This window comes from Roseibium porphyridii, from assembly GCF_026191725.2.
Taxonomy (GTDB): Bacteria; Pseudomonadota; Alphaproteobacteria; order Rhizobiales; family Stappiaceae; genus Roseibium; species Roseibium porphyridii.
On sequence record NZ_CP120863.1, the window covers coordinates 675,349 to 696,372 of the forward strand.

The window sequence follows — 21,024 nt, forward strand, 5'->3', positions numbered from 1 at the left end:
GCGATTGGGCGCATTCGGTGTCAGCTTTCGCTGCGAAATGCATCCATCTTGCGGCGATCTCGTTTGGTCGGACGGCCTGACCCGGCTTCCCGTTGGCCAGGTGCCTGCGTAGGAGGATCAGCCTTTGGAGGTGGCGGAGGCGACAAGTCTTCATAAAGCTTACGGGCTTCCTCGTAAGGGCCGCGCCGTTTGCCGAGTGCGATGATCTTGAGAATGAGCACGCCGCGTTCCCGCGCGATGGTCAGAACATCACCGGGCTTAACTGCTTTGCTTGCAGAAGCGATTTTTTCCTTGTTGACCCGGATATGACCGGAGGTCGCCAGTTTTTGCGCAAGAGACCGGGACTTCGTGACCCTGGCGTACCAGAGCCACTTGTCGATGCGCAGGCTGCCTGAGGCAGAGAATTCACCGGTCTCCGGAATTACTTCTTGTCCTTGCTGTCCAGGTTTTCCTTCAAGGCCATCAGGGCGGCAAAAGGTGAGTTTGGATCGATGGGCTTGTCTTTTGGCGTCTTGTCGCGCCTGTGGCCCCCGTCGTAACCCTTGCCGCCATGTCCGCCCTTGTTCCGGTTCGGACCGCCTTTCCCAGCACCTTTGGCGTGGCGCTTGTCGCCGTGTCCGCCCTTCGGTCCGTGGGATTTGCGGTCTCCACCACGCCGTTGATCGTTGCGGCCTCGAGGGCGCCGATCATGCCGGCCAGGTCGCCAGATTTCTATGGTGACTGTTTCCGTTTCCGGGTCACCTCCACTCGCTTCACCGTCTGCAGCCACCTCTGTCGGCGCATCTGATGTCTGGTCAGTCTCCGACTGGGCGTCGCCCTCAACAGCTTCAGGCTCCGCAGAGGGTTCCGCTTCCTTGGTCTGGCTTTCTGATTGCTGTTCAGCAGCTGGTTCCATCTCCGCGGCAGGTGTCTCCGCAGCCTGTGTGTCTGCACTGTCGCCGGAGGTTGCTTCCGGCGCGTCTGCCACTGCCAAAGCGTCGGTCTCACCATCAGCTTCGGCTGGCTGAGCGGGTGCTTCCTGTGTTTCGGTGGTGGAGGCGTCTTTGTCAGCGTCCGCTTCTGTCGTCGTTTCGGGTCCTTCAGTCGCTGCCTTAACAGTGACCGGGCGCTGCACTTCCTTTGTTTCAACTCGGTACCCGAGCGATTTCAAAACCGCGGAAAAATCCTCGCCGGCGCATCCGAGCAGGGAGGTCATCGCAACTGTTACGGTAAAGCCGCCACCGGTTTCGATTGCTCCTTCCGGCGGCGCAACCTCCGCATCAAGTGGCTTCCAGGCAATCAACGGCCGGATCAGATCGGCCAATCGCTCCAGAATGTCGACCCGCACGGCACGAGGGCCGCAGACCCTAAAGCCGACAACCTTGTAGAGCGCCTTGTCGATGCTTTCATCAACCGGAATTGATGTGCGGCCTGAGGCGGACAACTGCGGCAACTCGGCCATGCCATTCATGTCGAGCGAGCCGTGCTTCAGCGCCCAAAGCTGTGCGAGCAACTGGCTGGGGGCCGGTTTCAACAGTGCGGGTACGAAAACGGTATATGCGCCAAAACGAACGCCGTGTTTGCGCAGAGAGGCACGCATGTCCTGATCGAGTTGCCTGATCTCGTCCGCCGCTTCCTGGCGCTCAAGAATGCCGAGGCCTTCGACGATGCGAAACGCGATGCCGCGTGCAAGGCCTTCCAGGTCTTCACCGTTTTTCAGGTCCACGAGCGGTTTCAGCAAGGTGTCGATCTGTGCCTTGACCCAAAGGTCGATGCGGTTCTGAACAGCCTCCCGTGAAGGGCCAGACAGATGATCGTCAGCCAGTAGGAGGGCCGTTGGTGCAAGAAGATCTTCGTCGGCAACCAATTTGGCAACGGGTTCGCCCCGCCAGCGGATAGCACCATCGGATGTCAGCACAAAATCGCTGTTTTCCGATTTGCCGAGCTTTTCCGCGCGAGACTCGATCTCAGTCGTCAGAGCCTTCTGGGCAGCTGCGCGCACGGTCTTTCCATCCGGTCCCTCGGCAGCCGCATCGGGGGCAAAGCGGAAGCCAAGCAGATTTCCGATGTGCTGACCTTCAACGAGCACATCGCCACTCGATGTAATTTCTGCTTCCAGCATTGCGTTCTCTCTCAAACGTCGCATCAATACACTTGTCCGCCGATCCACGAAACGCTGTGTCAGCCGCTCGTGAAGGGCGTCAGATAATTTGTCTTCTATGCCGCTTGCCACACCTTGCCAATGAGCCGGATCGGCCAGCCAATCAGGGCGGTTCGCGACATATGTCCAGGTCCGGATGTGAGCAATCCGGTTTGCGAGTGTGTCGATATCACCATCTGTGCGGTCTGCGAAGGCCAATTGACGCGTGAACCAATCGTCAGCAATGACATCATGACGCATCAAATGGCTGTAAATGGTGTTCAGCAGGTCGGCATGGTTCGCGGGTGCAATCTTGCGATAATCCGGGACCTGACACACATCCCATAACAATTCGACCGCTTTTTCGCCTTTTGCCATGTCAGATATTGCGGCGTCGCGCAATAAATGTTCAAGAGCTGTGATGTCATCGCCTGTGGGTGCCCTAGCGAGACCCTCTTCTTTCGGCACTGCATCCAGGCTTTTTCGAAGCGAGCCGCTGGAAGAAAAATCCAGAGAACTGTTGCGCCATTGCAGCACTTTCAGGCTGTCAAACTGATGACTTTCAATTTGTTCGACGAGTTCGTCATGTAACGGGTCGACCCGCCCGGTGACACCGAACGTGCCGTCTTTGGTGTGTCTTCCGGCGCGTCCGGCAATCTGACCCATCTCGGATGCAGTCAACTGCCGATACTGATAGCCGTCATATTTTCTGTTGCCTGCAAAGGCGATGTGGTGGACGTCGAGGTTGAGGCCCATGCCAATGGCATCCGTGGCGACGAGGTGGTCGACATCACCATTCTGGAACAGGTCGACCTGCGCATTCCGGGTTCTCGGGCTCAGTGAGCCAAGGACGACAGCGGCGCCGCCACGTTGCCGGCGGATGAGTTCGGCAATCGAATAGACCTCATCGGAGGAAAACGCGACGATCGCCGAGCGAGCGGGCAGACGGGACACCTTTTTTGAACCCGCATATCCCAGAATGGACATGCGAGGCCGGGTCACGACATTCAGGCCGGGCAGAAGCCTTTCCAGCAGCGGCCGCGCTGTCGCCGAGCCAAGCAACAGGGTTTCCGACATGCCCCGCAAATTCAGGATGCGGTCGGTAAAAACGTGCCCACGATCCAGATTTCCAGCGAGCTGAACTTCGTCAATCGCGACGAACTCGGTTTTGAGGTCCAGCGGCATTGCCTCGACTGTCGAGACCCAGAACCGCGGATTGTCCGGAATGATCTTTTCTTCACCAGTGACCAAAGCGACGGCTTCTTTGCCCGCCCGGTCTGCCACCCGTCCGTAGACTTCCCGCGCAAGCAGGCGCAAGGGCAGGCCGATCAGGCCTGAAGACTGCGCCAGCATGCGTTCGATCGCGAGGTGAGTCTTGCCGGTGTTTGTCGGTCCGAGCACGGCCGTGACAGTACGGGACCGGGCTTGCGGCGGCAGCGGCAGTGTTTGGGGACGTGGCATGAAAGTGGTTTTGGTTGGCTTTCTTTTGCAAGGCGCTCTGAAAGAACGCCATTGGAACGGGCCCTAGATATGGTGGAGCGTATCTAGCACGCCGTCGCGCGTTGTGTCCCTATCCAAATGGTCAAAAACGCCTCTTTTTTCAATCGAAAAATAATTGTGGAGAACGACTCTGGAACAAACCGAAACCGAATCGCGGACTCTTTCTGATTCAGGATTTGTTCCCTACGACATGTAGCCTGCAGTGTCGTCTTGGGCACAAAATCCTGAATCTGGCCAATAGCTTGAGTCAAAATCTACAGATGAGCGCAGTTTGGGTCGAGTCATTGTCAAGTGTTAAAATTCTGAAAATCGCGGGAATAACCTTAGAGGCTTGTCCGTTTACCTTTGGACACAGGGTGAACGAAGCCTGGACGAATCGCTGATTCAGACAAGTTTCGGGTTTGTTCGTACCAGATTTGGTGGGTCGGCATCTGGCAGTGCGGATCTTTGAACCGGTTTCCAGAGTGCCAACGAAAGGCAGTCAACAAGGTGTTCAGAACAGTGTCTCAATTTGGTTCAGAGTCGAAAAGTTCGCTCAAAATTTTTGCAATTGCAGGAAAAATGCTGCCGTTTTGCTGCACTGCAAATTTTTCGAAAGCGGTAATCCGTCGAAGACTTAGGCCGGATTAGTGTTCATTTTCTATAGGTTAGCGGTGCAGGCGCAAAAAAATTCTCCGGCTTAAAAAAAGGACATACCTTCTGCCCCTTTTCAAGCGCCTCCTACCAAAGTAGAAATCTTGCCGAAAGTGGCTGAATTTTGTCTCAAAGTTAGGGGAGAGGGCGTTTGGCAATTGCAAAAATTCTCGTTGCGAACAGATCCGAGATTGCAATCCGGGTGTTTCGGGCGGCCAATGAGCTTGGTCTGAAAACCGTCGCGATCTATGCGGAACAGGACAAGTTGGCGCTGCACCGATTCAAGGCTGACGAAGCCTACCAGGTCGGAAAGGGGCTTGGCCCCATCGAGGCTTACCTGTCCATCGACGAGATCATACGTGTTGCCAAACATTCCGGGGCCGATGCGATTCATCCCGGATATGGTCTTCTTTCCGAGAGCCCTGAATTCGTTGACGCCTGTGAAGCCGCCGGAATTACCTTCATAGGCCCCAAATCCGACACTATGCGCCGATTGGGCAACAAGGTCGCTGCGCGGAACCTTGCAATTGAAGCTGGTGTCCCCGTCATGCCAGCAACCGATCCGCTGCCAGATGAAATTGATGAAATCCGGCGGCAGGCACAAGACATCGGCTATCCGGTCATGTTGAAAGCCTCCTGGGGCGGTGGTGGCCGCGGGATGAGGGTGATCCCTGACGAAGCCACACTGGAAAAGGAAGTTCTGGCCGCAAAGCGCGAAGCGAAGGCTGCTTTCGGCAAGGACGAGATCTATCTTGAAAAGCTGGTTCAGCGCGCCCGGCACGTGGAGGTTCAGATCCTCGGCGATGGCGAAACCGTTGTGCATCTGTTTGAGCGCGACTGTTCCATTCAGCGCAGGCATCAGAAAGTCGTCGAGCGGGCACCGGCTCCATATCTCGACGAGGCGAAACGGCAGGAACTTTGCGAATACGGTCTGAAGATCGGCCGGGCGGTCAACTATCGCGGTGCGGGTACGGTCGAATTCCTTATGGATGCCGATACGGGTGCCATCTACTTCATTGAGGTCAATCCGCGCGTTCAGGTTGAGCATACGGTGACGGAAGAAGTCACCGGCATCGACATCGTACAGGCGCAGATCCACATTGCCGACGGTTACAAGATCGGTTCACCGGAGAGCGGTGTCCCGCCGCAGGAAATGATCCGTCTCAACGGTCACGCACTGCAGTGCCGGATTACGACGGAAGATCCGGAGCAGAACTTCATTCCGGACTATGGCCGCATCACTGCTTATCGCGGCGCGACTGGATTTGGTATTCGCCTGGATGGTGGCACTGCTTATTCCGGCGCGGTGATCACGCGTTTTTATGATCCGTTGCTGGAAAAGGTTACGGCCTGGGCTCCGACGGCAGAAGATGCGCGCAAACGCATGGACCGCGCGTTGCGCGAGTTCCGGATCCGCGGTGTTGCCACCAATCTTGTCTTTCTTGAGAACATCATCGGACACGATGATTTCAGGGCCAACGCCTATACAACAAGGTTCATTGACGACACGCCTGCGCTCTTTGAGCAGACGAAACGGCAGGACCGGGCAACCAAGCTGCTGACCTATATTGCCGATGTTTCCGTCAACGGGCATCCGGAAACCAAAAACCGGGAGCGGCCGCCCAAGGACGCGTCGGCGCCAATCGTCCCTGACTTCGGCGACGACAAACCGGCTGGAACCCGGCAATTGCTCGATGAACTGGGCGCGAAGGGTTTTGCCGACTGGATGAAGGCGGAAAAACGCGCGCTGATAACCGACACGACGATGCGCGATGGGCACCAGTCGCTGCTCGCCACCCGCATGCGCAGCCATGATATCGTCAACGTGGCTGATGCATACGCAACCGGTTTGCCGAGCTTGTTTTCCCTTGAATGCTGGGGGGGTGCGACCTTCGACGTTGCCATGCGGTTCCTGACGGAAAGCCCTTGGGAGCGCTTGCATCAGATCCGCGAAAGAGCGCCAAACATCCTGCTTCAGATGCTGCTGCGCGGCTCCAACGGGGTAGGCTATACGAATTACCCCGACAACGTGGTTCGTTTCTTCGTCAAGCAGGCAGCCGAAAACGGCATTGATCTTTTCCGTGTCTTCGATTGCCTGAACTGGGTCGAAAACATGCGCGTCTCCATGGACGCGGTGCAGGAGTCGGGAAAACTTTGTGAAGGTGTTCTTTGTTACACCGGCGACATGCTGGACAGCGCCCGTCCGAAATACGATCTCAAGTATTATGTCGGTCTTGCCAAGGAGCTGGAAGCGGCAGGAGCTCATATTCTTGGTATCAAGGACATGGCTGGCCTGTGTAAGCCGGAAGCTGCAAAACTGCTGATCAGGACTTTGAAGCAGGAAGTCGATCTGCCGATCCACTTCCACACGCATGATACGTCGGGCATTGCCGCTGCGACGATACTGGCAGCTGTCGAAGCGGGTGCCGATGCGGTTGATGCTGCGATGGATGCCCTTTCGGGCCTGACATCGCAGCCTTGTCTTGGTTCCATTGTCGAGGCACTGCGTGGCAGTGAGCGCGATACGGGGCTCGACGCCAAGACCATTCGCCAGATTTCTTTTTACTGGGAGGCCGTTCGGACCCAGTACCGGGCCTTTGAAAGTGACCTGCGTTTCGGCGCCTCTGAAGTCTATCTTCACGAAATGCCGGGCGGGCAGTTCACCAATCTGAAAGAACAGGCGCGTTCGCTCGGTCTTGAAACCCGCTGGCACGAAGTTGCACAGGCTTATGCCGATGCCAACCAGATGTTCGGGGACATCGTCAAGGTTACCCCGTCGTCCAAGGTCGTTGGCGATATGGCATTGATGATGGTCAGCCAGAACCTGAGCGTGAAGGATGTCGAAGACCCTGGGAAGGATGTCGCCTTTCCTGACAGCGTCGTGAAGATGCTGCATGGGGATCTTGGGCAGTCGCCGGGTGGCTGGCCGGATGCTCTTCAGCAGAAAGTGCTGAAGGGTGAAACTCCGATCAAGGTTCGGCCCGGGTCTCTGCTGGCAGAAGCGGATCTGGATGCAGAGCGCGAGACCGCCACCGAAAAAACGGGTCATGAGGTGGACGATACCGAGCTTGCCTCTTATCTGATGTATCCGAAGGTGTTCACTGACTTCGACAAGGCATTCCAACAATATGGCCCGACTTCGGTCTTGCCGACGCCGGTCTATTTCTACGGTCTGGAAGCCGGTGACGAAGTTCTGGTTGACCTGGAGCCGGGGAAAACCCTTGTGGTTCGCTGTCAGGCGATCGGCGAAACGGACGAAAAGGGCGAGAAGAAAGTCTTCTTCGAACTCAATGGGCAACCGAGAAACGTCAAGGTACCGGACCGGGCACATGGCGCCACGGGTGCCGCTGCAATGCGCAAGGCTGAGGACGGCAATGCGGCTCATGTCGGGGCTCCAATGCCGGGCGTGATCTCAACTGTTGCCATTGCCGCAGGCCAGGATGTGAAGGCCGGCGATGTTCTGGTGTCGATCGAAGCCATGAAAATGGAAACGGCGCTGCATGCCGAACGCGATGGCAAAGTGGCCGAAATCCTGGTGACACCCGGTGCTCAAATTGACGCCAAGGACCTTCTGGTGGTGTTCGAAAGCTGATCGAGCAGACTTGAGCGGATCGCAAGTTCCTGCGATCCGCGGCATAACTTACTGTCATTTAAGCTGAAAAACTTCAGGTTCACGGCTTTTCACGTGTCGACACCGGCCACGTGAATTGTGCGTGCGCCTTTCTGGACCGGAAGCTTCTTTCCTTCAGCTCTACGCGGGGCTGGCTACAATGGGAGAGAGAAATGAAGAAGCTACCGATTTATCTGGGAGGCGTTTTTGCGACACTTTTGATTTCCGCGACAGCGCATGCTGCCTGCGATGTCGACAAGCCTGGCTATGAACTCAACGGCGACGAAGCCGAAAGCGTCTATGATTGTCTGAAAGCCGATCTGCAGGCGGGATATCAAGAAGGCCCCAAACGCTGGATCTCCGAAGACTTTGTCAATGATTATCCGGGTTGGACAAAGGCAAGCGCCTTTCCTGCAGCACCCGGATTTCATGGGGGACGTTTCCTTGTCACCTACGTGAATGCGATTGGTGCGGATGAATATCTGAAATACAAGCCGGAGGATGTTCAGGTTCCGGCTGGCACGAAGATCGCCAAGGAATCTTTTGCGATCAACGATGACGGTAAAGTCAGCAAGGGGCCTTTGTTCCTGATGGAAAAGGTGCGCGCTGGTACATCTCCGGAGACCGGTGACTGGTACTACATGATGGTTGCGCCGAATGGTGCCCCTCAAGCGGTCAATGTCGTGACCGCATGCAGTGAATGTCACCTGGAAAACTTTAGCGAGCAGGGCGGTCTTGGTTATCCGGTCGAAGACGCTCGTATCAGGTAAACTTTATGAGTTGACCTATCGGTGGAGCGATGACGCTCCACCGTCAAAATCACCAGCTTGATTCATTTTCAGTTTCATCTTCCAGTTGTTCGAAGGCTGCCGAGTGCAATGCCCGTGTGACTTCCGGGAGGGAATGATGAAACGAATTGGTCTTTGGTTTGCCGCTTGTCTCTGTCTCAATTCGCCAGGTCTGGCATCCGACAAAACGGTCAATCCACCAGGATACAATACACCGATCCCTGAAGACATCTTGACGCCCGACGAAGTCGAGACCCGTTTCGGCACCCTCAAGTTCATCGATGGCAGGCCGACACCTGAGACGAGCACCCTCATGTTCGATGCTCTCGACTTCATGCGCGGTGCTGAGGTGTTTTTGAACTTCATTCCGGCAACTTCGATTGAGGGAATCCGCCGGGGCCTGCTTGAGATCGGGCTGGACGCACCCAACAAGGTTGCCGTGTTCGAACAACTTATGGATTCAAATCCGTTGTTCCTGACCGGTAACACCGACACAGTTTATGGAACGGCGATACTGGACCTTCAGCGCGACGGCCCTGTGGTTATCGAAGTGCCCAAGGGCCAGGGCCCGACAACCGTGAACGATGCCTATTTTCGATTTGTAACCGATATGGGAGTCCCAGGCCCCGACAAGGGTGAAGGTGGCAGATATCTGATACTTCCACCCGACTATGAAGGGGACCTCGATCCTCCGGTTGGTGGCTATGAAGCAGAGGTCGATGGCGAAACCTATTTCGTGTCGAAGTCGACCAGCTATATCAACTGGTTCATCGCGCGCGGATTTCTGGTCGATGGAAAAACGGATGTTGCTGTGCAGTCCTATCGGGACGGGTTGAAGATCTATCCGCTGAAGAACAAGGCAACACCACCGGAAATGGAGTTCATCAATGCCTCCAAAAAGGTTTTCAATACAATCCATGCCAATACATTCGAGTTCTACAACGAACTGCATGCGGTGATTGACCGAGAACCCATCTCCACCTTCGATCCGGAACTGCGTGGGCTTGCCGCCGCAATTGGCATCGAAAAAGGAAAACCGTTCGATCCGGACCCTCGGATGAAACAATTGCTAACTGAGGCGGTTGCGGTCGGAAACGCAATGGCCAGGTCCATCTGGTTGAAGCCGCGCGACAAGAGCGCTTATCTTTATGAAAATAGCGGATGGTATACCGCGTTCATTGGTGGTGACTGGCAGTGGCTCCGGGACAAGGGCAACGGAGGGCGCTATCTGGATGCCAGAACCATGTTCTTCTACATGGCGACAGTGAACACGCCCGCCATGGTGCTGAAGCTGCCCGGCAAGGGCTCACAATATGCGCTCAACGTTACGGACGTATCGGGAGACTTTCTCGACGGCTCCAAGTCCTACAAGCTAGAAATTCCGTCCAACGTGCCCGCCAAGGATTTCTGGTCGGTGGTCGCCTACGACCCGCAAACGCGTTCAGAGCTGCAAACCGGCCAGCCCTTTCCGAGCAAAAACAACAAACGTGACGAGCTGCTTGTAAATGAAGACGGATCGGTGACGCTCTATTTTGGCCCGCAAGCACCATCTGGAAAAGAACAGAACTGGATCGAGACAATTCCTGGAAAGGGCTGGTTCACGATCCTGCGTCTCTATGGACCAGAGAAGGCCTGGTTTGAAAAAACGTGGCAGCCTGGTGAAATCGAGTTGCTTGAGTGAGCGATAAACTCAGTCTTGACGTTCCGATCTGATTATCGGTTCTGCATGGAATGCGGGTTCACTCGGCTGCTTTCAGCGCCGAGTGGACCTTCGGCATTGCGGCGGATCCGATCCAGTGATCCAGAAACCCGTCGAGCCATCTCTTAACTGCAGGGTCATAGACCAGTCGACCTGCAAAGTGATCGCGGCGCTGTTGCGCTCCGGGGAGTTCCATGCGTGGAGCCCCCTTTGTTGTCCAGCGAACCATCATCTGATGCGTGAGCTCAGGATGAAACTGAATGCCATAAGCGGTCGGTCCCACACGGATTGCCTGGTTGGTATAGGTCGGACTGGTTGCAAGCAGTTCTGCTCCACGCGGCAGGCTGAACCCTTCGCGATGCCACTGGTAGACCTTTCCCGGCCAGTTCATGAGTGCCTGGCCCGCTTTGGTCGCTTTCAATGGATAATAACCGATCTCGACGAGATCGTCGCGGTGTCCGGATACGGTGCCGCCAAGGTTTTTCACCATCATTTGCGCACCCAGACATATGCCCAGAAATGGCTTTTGCTCGGCCAGCGGAACGCTGATCCAGTCTATCTCCTTATGGACAAACGCATCCGGGTCGTTGGCACTCATTGGCCCGCCAAAAATGACCGCGCCTGCGTGCCCGTCCATTGTGTCGGGCAAAGTGTCGCCAAATCTCGGCTTGCGGATGTCCAGCGCAAACCCCCGTTTCACCAATTCCTGACCGACCCGGCCTGGTGAAGAATGCTCCTGGTGCAGAATGATCAGAATTTTGGGGCGACCGCCCTGACTTGACTGAAATTTCATGCCTTTAATATGAGGCAGGTGATCTTGGAAATCGAGTCCCGTAGGGCATCACCGGTCAGTAATGAACAGCTGGCGTTGCTTCTAGCAGGGTGTCAGCTGGTTTCATCAGCTTCCGGCGCGGTTTGAGCAACCTTGTGGCGAAGCGTCATGCGATCACGGGTCGACACGCCCAAAAGCTCCGCAACACGCCAGATCGTGTTGTCTTCAAATTCATGGACGTGACCGTCCGCATAGACGATCTCCCACATCATTTCGACGATCGCGAGGCGCTCGTCTTCGTCCGCGGTGCGTTTGAGCACCGATGTGAAGCCATAAAGGTCGACGGCTTCCTCGTCCCGCTGCTTGGCGGCTGAAATAAGCTCGGTCGTTTCCTTGTCCGACAGTTCGTAATGGTTCTGGAGTATCTGCCGAAGTTTTTGGCTTTCGCTCTCTTCAATGACACCGTCAATGTCGATCAGATGAAACAGGAGCGCAGCAGCTGCAAGTCGTTTGTCGTCTTCAGCGAAAGTCTTTTCACCACTGTCACCGAAGGTAAGTTCCCGTACAAAGCTTTTCAGTGCATTGAGCATCTTGTTTTCTTCCCGTTTTCCGGCGTCCGATCCGGCCTATTTTTATTGCTATACCATTCCCTCACTAGCATCAAAGGATTGATGTCTGATTTATGGCTTATATATGCGTAGTTAAACTTACACTTCCCAGTCAACTTTTTGGAACTGTTCTAAAGTATTGATTTTTTAGCATTTTTATCTTGACTTTTTGCCTCATAAAATGGTTTCCGTACGATCTGCGCAGCACTCGCTGACCGCCAAAGTTTTCGGAATTGGCCTGCCGCAAACACTTATTTTCTGCAGGCCTGCAGACACCGGGATGGACCAATGAAATCTTTTAAGTTTGGCCTTTTGGCCGCAACAACACTTTTTGCCACGCCGGCATTGTCCGCGGCTCCGGCTGATGTTTTGTCGACATATGGCGACATTGCCCAGCAAAAATACGCTGACTCGCTTGAGACGGCCAAGACGCTGAAGGGCGCAATCGACAAGCTGATTGCAGAGCCGACCGAAGCAAATCTGGAAGCTGCCCGTGCCGCATGGATCGAGGCTCGTAACCCGTATCAGCAGACCGAGGCATACCGGTTTGGTAACGCCATCGTCGACGATTGGGAAGGCAAGGTAAATGCCTGGCCGCTGGATGAAGGCCTGATCGATTACGTCGATGCGTCTTATGGCGATGAATCTGAAGAAAATGATTTTTACGCTGCGAATGTTATCGCCAATCCGACTTTGAAAGTTGGTGGTGAAACTGTCGATGCGACCGAGATCACTGCCGACCTGTTGGCCAACACGCTTCAGGAAGCGGGTGAAGTGGAGGCCAATGTTGCAACCGGATATCATGCGATCGAATTTTTGCTGTGGGGCCAGGATCTGAACGGAACGGACGCTGGAGCCGGCAGCCGTCCGGCAACCGATTTCGATACCGCAAACTGCACCGGCGAGAATTGCGAGCGCCGTGTTCAGTATCTCAAGGCTGTCACCGATCTGCTGATTTCCGATTTGGAAGAAATGACAGCTGCTTGGGCCCCTGGTGGCGCTGCGCGCGAGGAACTTGGCGGCAAGGGTGAAACTGGCGGACTGGCCACGATCCTGACCGGAATGGGCTCGCTTTCCTATGGCGAACTGGCTGGTGAACGGATGAAACTTGGCCTGATGCTTCATGACCCGGAGGAAGAGCATGACTGCTTTTCCGACAACACGCATATGTCGCACTACAATGATGTGGTCGGGATCCGGAATGTCTATTTCGGCGAATACAGCAGCCCACTCGGCAACAATGTTTCCGGAGCGTCTCTGGCGGAACTTGTCGCGGAAAAAGACCCTGCGCTTGCGGAAGAAATGAAAACCAAACTTGATGCAACGCTTGCGGCATTTGAGGCCATGAAAGCCCGCGCTGAAGGCGGCGAAGCTTATGACCAGATGATCGGTGAGGGCAACGAGGAAGGCAATGCTGTCGTGCAGGCGGCCGTTGATGCGCTTGTCGACCAGACGACCTCCATCGAACGTGTGGTGAAGGTGCTTGAGCTTGACGAGATCGCCTTTGAAGGCTCAGACAGCCTGGACAATCCGGGCGCTGTCTTCGAATAAGCCTTAGAGTGTACCAGGCGGTCGATGGACCGCCTGGTGTTGACACCCGCGAATTGGGGCTCGCGGGCATAATCAGGATGCGAACAATGGGACTGGTCCCCAAACTGAGCGCCGCATTGGGCGCTGTTTCTGTTTTTCTGGTCGCTGCATATCCGACCTATGGCGCCGATGCTCTCTCCTATCGAGACGATCTTTCCGAAGCCGACCGGCTAAAGGCGGCGCGGGTGCTTGAGCTGACAACGGACTTTGAAACAGCTGAGGCATTTGAGAAGATGCAGGGAGGCGCCGGCACCTCAAAACGACGGCCAAGCAGAGATGCCTTTTCCCATTCCAATTCAAATCTCACTTTCGACGAGCAGCACTTGTTCAAGGTCGGGAACGGGCTTTTCAAGAAGCTCTGGGCCTCTTCACCGGCTTCAACTCAGGCATCTGATGGTCTGGGGCCTCTCTACAATGCAAGGTCGTGCCAGGGCTGCCATCTGAAGGATGGGCGTGGCCGTCCGCCTCGCACGGGAGACGAGGCGGTTTCGCTCTTTTTGAGATTGTCGATACCTCCGCAAAACGATGATCAGCGGCAGGCTTTAGCCCAGAAGGTGCTTCTGTCTATTCCTGAGCCCACATACGGGGGTCAGTTTCAGGCGTTTGCGGTTCCCGGATTGTCCGGCGAAGGGAAGTTCGACATTGAATTTGAGGACATAGAGATATTGCTGAACGGCGGTGAAACCGTTGTTCTGCAAAAGCCAATTTATAATATCCGTGACCTTGGTTATGGCGACATGCATCCAGAAACATTGATTTCGCCCAGAGTTGCTCCGCCAATGATCGGGCTTGGGTTGTTGCAGGCGATCCACCCCGGAGATATCGAAGCGCTTGCCGACCCGAGTGATGAGGATGGAGACGGGATATCGGGAAGGCCCAGTCAGGTGCGGGACCCGCAAACCAATGAGCTGACACTCGGACGGTTTGGTTGGAAGGCCTCGAATCCAACCATCCGGGCACAGACAGCTGGCGCGTTCGCAGGCGACATCGGCATTAGCACACCGGACAAACCCAACAACTTCGGTGACTGCACCCAGGCCCAAACGGAGTGCCTGTCCATGCCGCATGGCGAGCAGGCTCAACTTGGACCATCGGAAGCGCCAGACCCGGTTATGGAACTTGTGACCTTCTATTCAGAAAACCTTGCAGTTCCGGCGCGGCGGGATGTCGAAGATCCGGAAGTCCTCAAGGGCAAGGAAGTTTTTTACGCCTCCGGTTGCACCGCTTGCCATCAGCCGAAATTCGTTACCGGCCGATTTGCGGAAAATCCGGCTCACCGGTTCCAACTGATCTGGCCATACACCGACATGTTGCTTCATGACATGGGTCCAGACCTCGCCGATCACCGGCCCGTTGGCGACGCGACCGGTCAGGAGTGGCGCACACCGCCGCTATGGGGTATCGGTTTGACTGAAACAGTTAACAATCACACCCGGTTCCTGCATGATGGTCGTGCTCGAAACCTGCTTGAAGCAGTGCTATGGCATGGTGGTGAGGCTGAGCAGGCGCGAAACAACGTAGTCAATCTGTCTCCGGATGACCGCCGATATCTGATCAGGTTTTTGGAGTCTCTGTAATGCGCCTGATACTTGTGATGGCCATAGTCCTGTCTGTTTCGGATTCGGCACAGGCGCAGGATTACAAGTCCAACCTTGAAAGCATGATCATCGGCTATATCAAGCCGGCTTTTCAGGAATTTGCCTCCTCGACGCAGAGCCTTCCGACGGCAGTCGAAACGGTCTGTCTCGATGCGAATGAGACGGCCGGCCTTGAGTTTCAACAAGTGTTTTCCGAAACCGTTCATGACTTTGGACGTATTCACTTCTTGCGCTTCGGGCCACTTCTTGATCAGGACAGGTTAAGCCGTCTGGCCTTTCTGCCTGATCCTCGCGGCATAGGTTCACGGCAACTTCGCAAACTATATGCGAACAAGGACAAGGACGCGCTCAATGCCGCCGGTCTTGCGAAAAAGAGTGTTGCAGTTCAGGGGCTGACAGCTCTGGAGCTGATCGCTTTTGACAAGACCGGCGAAGTGCGGCTGGGGAAATCGGACGAAAACTCGGAGTTTACGTGCGACTATGCTCTCGCAATCGCCCAGAATATACACACCATCGCAATTGCCCTTGAGGCGGATTGGGCAAACCCGGACGGGTTCAAAGACATCTTGCTAACACCTGGTGGCAACGATGCGCGGTTTCAGACTTCGAAAGAGGCCATCGAATCCGTTTTCAACGCATTGGTCACTGGGCTGATTGTTGTGCGCGATCAGGATCTTTTGCCAGCACTAGGAACTTCTGAAGAGAAGGCCAAACCCCGACGTTTTCCGTTTTCGCGCTCGGGCAATGGCGTCATATTCTTGTCCAGCGAATTGCAGGGAATTGAGCAGTCGCTGTCAAGCTTGAACCTGCAAAGCCTGACGCCGCAGGACTTCATGTGGATTTTCGATACGCTGAACTTTGAGTTCGGCAACGCTCAGAAGATTTTAGCGCAGCTAAGTCCCCCACTGCGCAATTCATTCGGGCAGGGAGACAGCTACAAACTGGTGAGCGTCCTTGCGATTACCGTCAAATCGATCAGAGATACTGTCGCTCTCGAACTTGCCGGAGCGCTGGATCTCGCCGGAGGGTTCAATGCGCTTGACGGCGACTAAGCCGACGGCATTTTCCCGACGTCAGTTTTTGGCCGGGCTGGGAAGCCTCGCGGCAACGCCGGTTTTTGCAAAATCAACGCTGGCTGGGAGCCTTATCGGCCGGGAGGCCGAAGAGGACGTACCTCTCTTTGCCAGTGCCTTCAGAAAAGCGAACGGAACCTTTGGAATTGGCATTCTGGACGACCTTGGTCAGGTCTTGGCTGAAGTCTCCCTGCCGGGCAGAGGGCACGGGATAGCTATATCTCCCGACAAGACCCGCTGGGTTGCATTTGCAAGGCGTCCGGGTGCATTTGCCGTCGTCATTCATCCTTTCGATCGTGTTGAACCTCATGTCCTGGCCGCCTCCAAGGGTCGGCATTTTTATGGGCACGGGTGTTTTTCGGCCGATGGACGGCTGCTTTATTCGGTTGAGAACGACTTCGATGGGGCTAGGGGTGTTGTCGGTGTTTATGACATGAGTGCTGCCGAGCCAAAGCGTATCGGAGAGTTCGATACTTTCGGAGTTGGCCCACACGACATTCTGATGAGCGCCGATGGACGCGCGCTTATCGTCGCAAATGGTGGCATTGAAACCCATCCGGACAAGGCACGCGAAAAGCTGAATCTCGACAGCATGGCGCCGTCGATCGCCTTTCTTGATGTAGAGACCGGCGAACTTTTGTCCATGCAAGCGCTGCCACGCTCCCTGCACCAGGTTTCATTGCGCCATATGGCAATGGACGCTGCCGGAAGAGTATGGGTTGGCGGTCAGTTCGAAGGGCCGGAAAACGAAACGCCGCCGCTGGTCGTCGTTGTTGAACGGGACCAACCGCCTCGTCCAACGGCGATCCCGACTCCCATTGCAATTGGACTTGAAAACTACATCGGTTCGGTGACTGCCAACAACGATGGCAGTGTGATTGCAACGTCTGCCCCGCGTGGCGGTCAAACGCTTTTCTGGGACACGTCAACTTCAGCCTTTCTGGGGGCAAAACCCATTCCCGACGGGTGCGGTGTCGCACCGATCGATCAGGCAGGTTTCCTGATTTCAGACGGAAATGGCGCGCTTTCTTATGTTGGAGAGCTTGACGCTCCAGCCGAAGTCATAGCCCGGCCGCCCGGGTATGCCTGGGACAATCACATGTCTTCCATTTCTTGAATTCGCACTGAAATCCTGCAAATCGGCTTTGAAACGGCGACAATTCCTGCTTTTGTCAAATTCATCAGGCATGTTTGTTGCCGTATTGGTCTACATTGAGGCCGATTCGAGGAGATGAAAGGCACTTTAATGCGACGGCTTTTGATCGGACTGGGCAGCCTGGTGTTCATGCTGGTGACCATCATACTGGTTGTTCCGCTGTTCCTGCCCAAGGATGAGATCAAGCGCCAGGTTGTTGAGCAGGTGGACCAACGCCTTGGTTGGCGGGTCAGACTTGATGGTCCTGTTTCCCTGTCGCTGTTTCCTGGTTTCTCGCTTGTTGCTGAGCAAATCGGCCTGTCCGGAGAAGCCGGAGCAGACGGCATTGAATTTGCCAAAGCCGAACGTATGGAATTTGGCCTGGCCTGGGGTGGGCTGCTGTCCGGCAACATTCAGGTTACAGGCATTTCGCTTGATCAACCGGATATCTATCTCGAAATCGGACCAAACGGCACGACCAGTTGGGAGCCGCGTCGCGCGCTGGCAGTTGACACAGCTTCGGACAGTCCGGAGGCCGCACCAAGAGTGGTTGAAGCCCCCGCGCAAACGGACGCACCCGCTGAGGATACCAGTGGCGGTTCAGCACCTTCGGAGGGATATCTGAAAAGCATTGGTGTCGACAGCCTTGAGATTACCGGCGGGACGGTCACATACAAAGACCTGTCGACGCCTGAACCTATCAGGGTGACCGACCTCAATCTTTCTCTCAACGCTCCGGACCTGTCCGGCGTCGTTGACTTGAGCTCCAGTTTTGTCTTCAACGAGATCCCACTTGGTGTCGAGGGCTCTCTGACAAATCCGCTTGGAATGGTTTCGGGTGAACAGGTTCCGGTCAACCTCACGATATCCTCCGCCGACAACAAGATTACGGTCGGAGGCGAGGCCGGTATCGAGCCTGCCCGCGCCGAGTTGGCAATTGAAGGGTCTGGTCCTTCGCTCAAAGCTCTTGTCGCGCTTGCGGGTCAGGATCTGGCGACCGATCCTGGTGCCTTCAATATGGACGCCAGGATTTCAGGGACAGAAGCTGCAGTTTCGTTGGCTGACCTCCACATAACACTGGGTCAATTGTCGCTTGGAGGAGCCGCAGATGCAGACCTTTCCGGTCTTGTGCCGGAACTTTCCGGCCGGCTGGTACTCAAGGACGGTTCGATTGCGGACCTGCTGCTGCTGTCAGGGCAGGATCTTCCGGCAAGCGGAAAACTGAGTGCTGATCTTGCGTTTGAGACGGTCGGTCTTACGGGCGAAGAGCTGGTGGCGGGGCTCGACATAAACGGATCGGTTTCAATCTCGGAAGGGGAGATCGGCGGTCTCGGCCTTGCGTCCGCCGTCGGTGGTGATCCGGAAGCAGATCGACTGACCAACCTTGCCATGGATGTCGAGATGCAAGGTCTGGAAAAGCCGATATCCCTGAGCGGTGCCATGACCTGGCGCGGTGAAGCCTTTACGCTGACCGGCAATGCCGACACGGCCAAACTTCTGGCCGGGGCTGAAGCGCCTGTCTCGGTGACAGTAAAGGGCAATCGCGTGGGTGCAGGCTTTGACGGATGGGCGGCGCGTTCGGGCGCAGTTGACGGTGCTGTTCGCCTTGAAACGGCAGATTTGCGTGGCCTGATGGCCTGGATGGGGCAGCCGATCGGCGCGGGCGGAGGCCTGAAAACCTTCAAGGCATCCGGTATTTTCGGTGTTCAGGGCGAAACGATCACATTCGAGGAAACCCGCTTCACTCTGGACAGCACCTCCGGTGAGGCAAACGGACGTATTGAACTCGCCGGGAAGCCGAAGGTCACTGCCCGCCTTGCGCTGGGAGCGCTGGTTCTTGATCCATATCTTGGTGGCAGCGCGAAATCAGGTGGGAATTCTTCTTCTTCCGGGTCTTCAGGCGGCAACGGTGGCGGCAATAGCGGCGGTAACACCAGCAAAGGAAGCGGGTGGAGCAACGAACCGATCGATTTTTCCGGTTTGAGGGCTGTCGATGCGGACTTCAAGGTTACAACGCAGGAAATTCGTTGGGACAAGATAAAGATCGATCAGTCTGCTCTGTCAGCAACCATACAAAATGGTCTCCTAACGGCAAACCTTGAAAATCTGTCGCTTTACAACGGCAAAGGGACCGGCACAGTCAAGCTCAACGGGTCTTCTGATACGCCGGACGTCGCGGCGAAATTCGCGCTGACCAGTCTTGATTCCTATCCATTGTTGCGCGATGCAGCTGATTTCAGCTGGATTGAAGGCAAAGCGACCATCAACATGGATGTCACCTCCAAAGGGGCGAGTGAGCAGGCGCTTGTTCAAGGCCTGAACGGAACCGCAAGGTATCAATTCATGGATGGTGCGATCCGGGGGATCAACATTCCCAAAATGGTGCGTGGTCTTTCGATTGAAACCTTGCTGGGCTGGCAAGACAACGCGTCGGAAAAGACCGATTTCAGCTCACTCGGTGCAACCTTCCAGATCAACAATGGCGTTGCCAAGACCGAAGATCTGGCGATGGTGGGTCCGCTTTTGCGTATGACGGGCAAAGGCACGACCGATATGCCGAAACAAAGCCTTGCCTGGCGTGTTGAGCCGAAGATCGTACCGACGCTGGAAGGACAAGCTCCTCAACCCCGCCGCAAGGGCGAGGATAAGAAAATGGCAGGCCTTGGCGTGCCCATCGTGATCGAAGGGCCCTGGAATGATCCCCGGATCTATCCGGATATCAAAGGCATTCTGGAAAACCCAGAAGCAGCCTACAAACAGCTTCAGAAGACGGGTGGCGAATTGATCTCCATCCTGCAAGGCAACAAGGAACCCTCTCAAGAACTGGTCGATACCGCCAACAAGGTCATTGAACGGGCGACTGGTGGCAACACGCAAATCAACGTTCAAAAGGTCATTGATGGTGAGGTTGACGACGAAGAGGTTCTAAAGGCGGTGGAAGAAGGATTCGGGCTGCCAGCAGGCCTTCTGGGCAATGTTTTCGGCAAGCAGAAGAAAAACAACTAGTTCTCTGCTTGCCGGGCTATTTGTCCCTTCGCGACGTGTCGTAGCGTTCTGACACTTCGTAATATTTGTTGAAACCGATGCGGTCTCGCAGATCTGCGAAACTCATGAGATCCGGCGTGCGGTCCTGATCAAGTTTCAGGCGCTCCAAAGTGCCGACCATCGCCCTCATGGCACTGGCCATCAAGGTCAGCGGATAGGCGGCGATGGCATATCCAATCTCCTGCAAATCCTTGTGGGAGAGGTCGGGTGTTACGCCCCCCTCCACGATGTTGGCCATCTTTGGCCCCGGCAGCTCCCGGCAAATGGTTTCCATTTCGGCGACGGTTTTTGGTGCCTCGACGAAAAGAATGTCAGCTCCGAGTTCCTTGAACATGCGGGCTCTTTCAATGGCTTCACCGAGTTCATGTTCGTGGCGGGCGTCTGTGCGGGCCAGAATGAGAATGTCGGCTCCGTCTGCGCGTGCGTCAACGGCGGCCCGAATGCGATCACAAGCTTCCTGCCGCGATACAACTGCCTTTCCAGGCGTGTGTCCGCAGCGTTTTGGCGCTAGCTGATCCTCAATCATGACGGCTGCCGCGCCTGCCTTGGCAAAGCCGGCGACTGTCCGGCGAACATTCATAGCGTTTCCATAGCCCTCATCACCGTCGGCGATGATCGGTATGGAAACGGCATCGGCAATGTTTCTGGCCTGGTCAAGCACCTCTGAATAAGACATCAGGCCGAGATCGGGTTGGCCGATCCGGCTTGCGGAGGCGGCAAAACCGGACATGAAGGTCAGATCGAAATCCGCCTGCTCAATCAGTTTTGCCGATAGCGCGTCATAGCAACAGGGCATCACGTGCAGCTTGTCCTGCGCCAGAAGCGTACGGAGGGTGTCGGCCGGAGATGGCATG

The 21,024-nt window shown here is 55.6% G+C and carries 13 protein-coding genes; 8 read left to right on the top strand and 5 right to left on the bottom strand.

What is annotated here, in order from left to right:
* Positions 1–20 precede the first annotated feature (20 nt).
* Together K1718_RS03265 and K1718_RS03270 are read right to left on the bottom strand one after the other, a co-directional pair.
* Positions 21–422, bottom strand: coding sequence for an RNA-binding S4 domain-containing protein (locus K1718_RS03265; protein WP_152499538.1), 402 nt, complete (start codon positions 420–422; stop codon positions 21–23).
* Positions 422–3,580 (bottom strand): helicase-related protein, encoded by a 3,159-nt coding sequence (locus K1718_RS03270; protein ID WP_265679761.1) that lies wholly within the window; start codon positions 3,578–3,580, stop codon positions 422–424. Before K1718_RS03270 ends, K1718_RS03265 begins: the two co-directional genes overlap by 1 nt.
* 823 nt (positions 3,581–4,403) lie before the next feature.
* Here K1718_RS03270 and pyc point away from each other — a divergent pair.
* The 3 genes from pyc to K1718_RS03285 all read left to right on the top strand — a co-directional run bounded on the left by pyc (position 4,404) and on the right by K1718_RS03285 (position 10,331).
* Complete coding sequence (gene pyc, locus K1718_RS03275) at positions 4,404–7,844, top strand: pyruvate carboxylase (RefSeq protein WP_265679760.1); 3,441 nt, start codon at positions 4,404–4,406, stop codon at positions 7,842–7,844.
* 191 nt (positions 7,845–8,035) lie between these two features.
* Entirely contained in the window at positions 8,036–8,632 is a 597-nt protein-coding gene (locus tag K1718_RS03280) for a cytochrome P460 family protein (RefSeq protein WP_265679759.1), read from the top strand.
* 133 nt (positions 8,633–8,765) lie between these two features.
* A complete protein-coding gene (locus K1718_RS03285; protein WP_265679758.1) occupies positions 8,766–10,331 on the top strand; it encodes a DUF1254 domain-containing protein in 1,566 nt (521 codons plus the stop codon).
* A gap of 58 nt (positions 10,332–10,389) precedes the next feature.
* On the opposite strand, the gene K1718_RS03290 is transcribed toward K1718_RS03285, so the two are convergent.
* Together K1718_RS03290 and K1718_RS03295 are read right to left on the bottom strand one after the other, a co-directional pair.
* Positions 10,390–11,142, bottom strand: coding sequence for a glutamine amidotransferase (locus K1718_RS03290; RefSeq protein ID WP_265679757.1), 753 nt, complete (start codon positions 11,140–11,142; stop codon positions 10,390–10,392).
* 92 nt (positions 11,143–11,234) lie between these two features.
* The gene (locus K1718_RS03295) at positions 11,235–11,711 is read right to left on the bottom strand and encodes a tellurite resistance TerB family protein (RefSeq protein WP_152499544.1); all 477 of its coding nucleotides are present in this window, start codon (positions 11,709–11,711) and stop codon (positions 11,235–11,237) included.
* Positions 11,712–12,017: 306 nt separating this feature from the next.
* On the opposite strand from K1718_RS03295, the gene K1718_RS03300 reads away from it, so the two are divergent.
* From K1718_RS03300 to K1718_RS03320, 5 genes are all read left to right on the top strand, one after another.
* Positions 12,018–13,280 (top strand): imelysin family protein, encoded by a 1,263-nt coding sequence (locus K1718_RS03300; RefSeq protein ID WP_265679756.1) that lies wholly within the window; start codon positions 12,018–12,020, stop codon positions 13,278–13,280.
* Positions 13,281–13,366: 86 nt separating this feature from the next.
* Positions 13,367–14,896 carry a di-heme oxidoreductase family protein gene (locus tag K1718_RS03305; protein ID WP_265679755.1) on the top strand — a complete coding sequence of 510 codons (1,530 nt, stop codon included), beginning with the start codon at positions 13,367–13,369 and terminating at the stop codon, positions 14,894–14,896.
* A complete protein-coding gene (locus tag K1718_RS03310) occupies positions 14,896–15,969 on the top strand; it encodes an imelysin family protein (RefSeq protein ID WP_265679754.1) in 1,074 nt (357 codons plus the stop codon). The genes K1718_RS03305 and K1718_RS03310 overlap by 1 nt, the downstream gene beginning before the upstream one ends.
* Entirely contained in the window at positions 15,950–17,107 is a 1,158-nt protein-coding gene (locus K1718_RS03315; protein WP_265679753.1) for a DUF1513 domain-containing protein, read from the top strand. Before K1718_RS03310 ends, K1718_RS03315 begins: the two co-directional genes overlap by 20 nt.
* A gap of 129 nt (positions 17,108–17,236) precedes the next feature.
* The gene (locus K1718_RS03320; protein WP_265679752.1) at positions 17,237–20,131 is read left to right on the top strand and encodes an AsmA family protein; all 2,895 of its coding nucleotides are present in this window, start codon (positions 17,237–17,239) and stop codon (positions 20,129–20,131) included.
* A 16-nt stretch (positions 20,132–20,147) separates the two neighbouring features.
* On the opposite strand, the gene K1718_RS03325 is transcribed toward K1718_RS03320, so the two are convergent.
* Complete coding sequence (locus K1718_RS03325) at positions 20,148–21,023, bottom strand: isocitrate lyase/PEP mutase family protein (protein ID WP_265679751.1); 876 nt, start codon at positions 21,021–21,023, stop codon at positions 20,148–20,150.
* Position 21,024: the final 1 nt, after the last annotated feature.

What these genes read in the sequence shown, in the direction of transcription:
- K1718_RS03270 (WP_265679761.1), bottom strand. Translation starts at nt 3,580, where the DNA reads ATGCCACGTCCCCAAACACTGCCGCTGCCGCCGCAAGCCCGGTCCCGT.
- K1718_RS03280 (WP_265679759.1), top strand. Translation starts at nt 8,036, where the DNA reads ATGAAGAAGCTACCGATTTATCTGGGAGGCGTTTTTGCGACACTTTTG.
- K1718_RS03285 (WP_265679758.1), top strand. Translation starts at nt 8,766, where the DNA reads ATGATGAAACGAATTGGTCTTTGGTTTGCCGCTTGTCTCTGTCTCAAT.
- K1718_RS03290 (WP_265679757.1), bottom strand. Translation starts at nt 11,142, where the DNA reads ATGAAATTTCAGTCAAGTCAGGGCGGTCGCCCCAAAATTCTGATCATT.
- K1718_RS03295 (WP_152499544.1), bottom strand. Translation starts at nt 11,711, where the DNA reads ATGCTCAATGCACTGAAAAGCTTTGTACGGGAACTTACCTTCGGTGAC.
- K1718_RS03300 (WP_265679756.1), top strand. Translation starts at nt 12,018, where the DNA reads ATGAAATCTTTTAAGTTTGGCCTTTTGGCCGCAACAACACTTTTTGCC.
- K1718_RS03305 (WP_265679755.1), top strand. Translation starts at nt 13,367, where the DNA reads ATGGGACTGGTCCCCAAACTGAGCGCCGCATTGGGCGCTGTTTCTGTT.
- K1718_RS03310 (WP_265679754.1), top strand. Translation starts at nt 14,896, where the DNA reads ATGCGCCTGATACTTGTGATGGCCATAGTCCTGTCTGTTTCGGATTCG.
- K1718_RS03315 (WP_265679753.1), top strand. Translation starts at nt 15,950, where the DNA reads ATGCGCTTGACGGCGACTAAGCCGACGGCATTTTCCCGACGTCAGTTT.
- K1718_RS03320 (WP_265679752.1), top strand. Translation starts at nt 17,237, where the DNA reads ATGCGACGGCTTTTGATCGGACTGGGCAGCCTGGTGTTCATGCTGGTG.
- K1718_RS03325 (WP_265679751.1), bottom strand. Translation starts at nt 21,023, where the DNA reads ATGCCATCTCCGGCCGACACCCTCCGTACGCTTCTGGCGCAGGACAAG.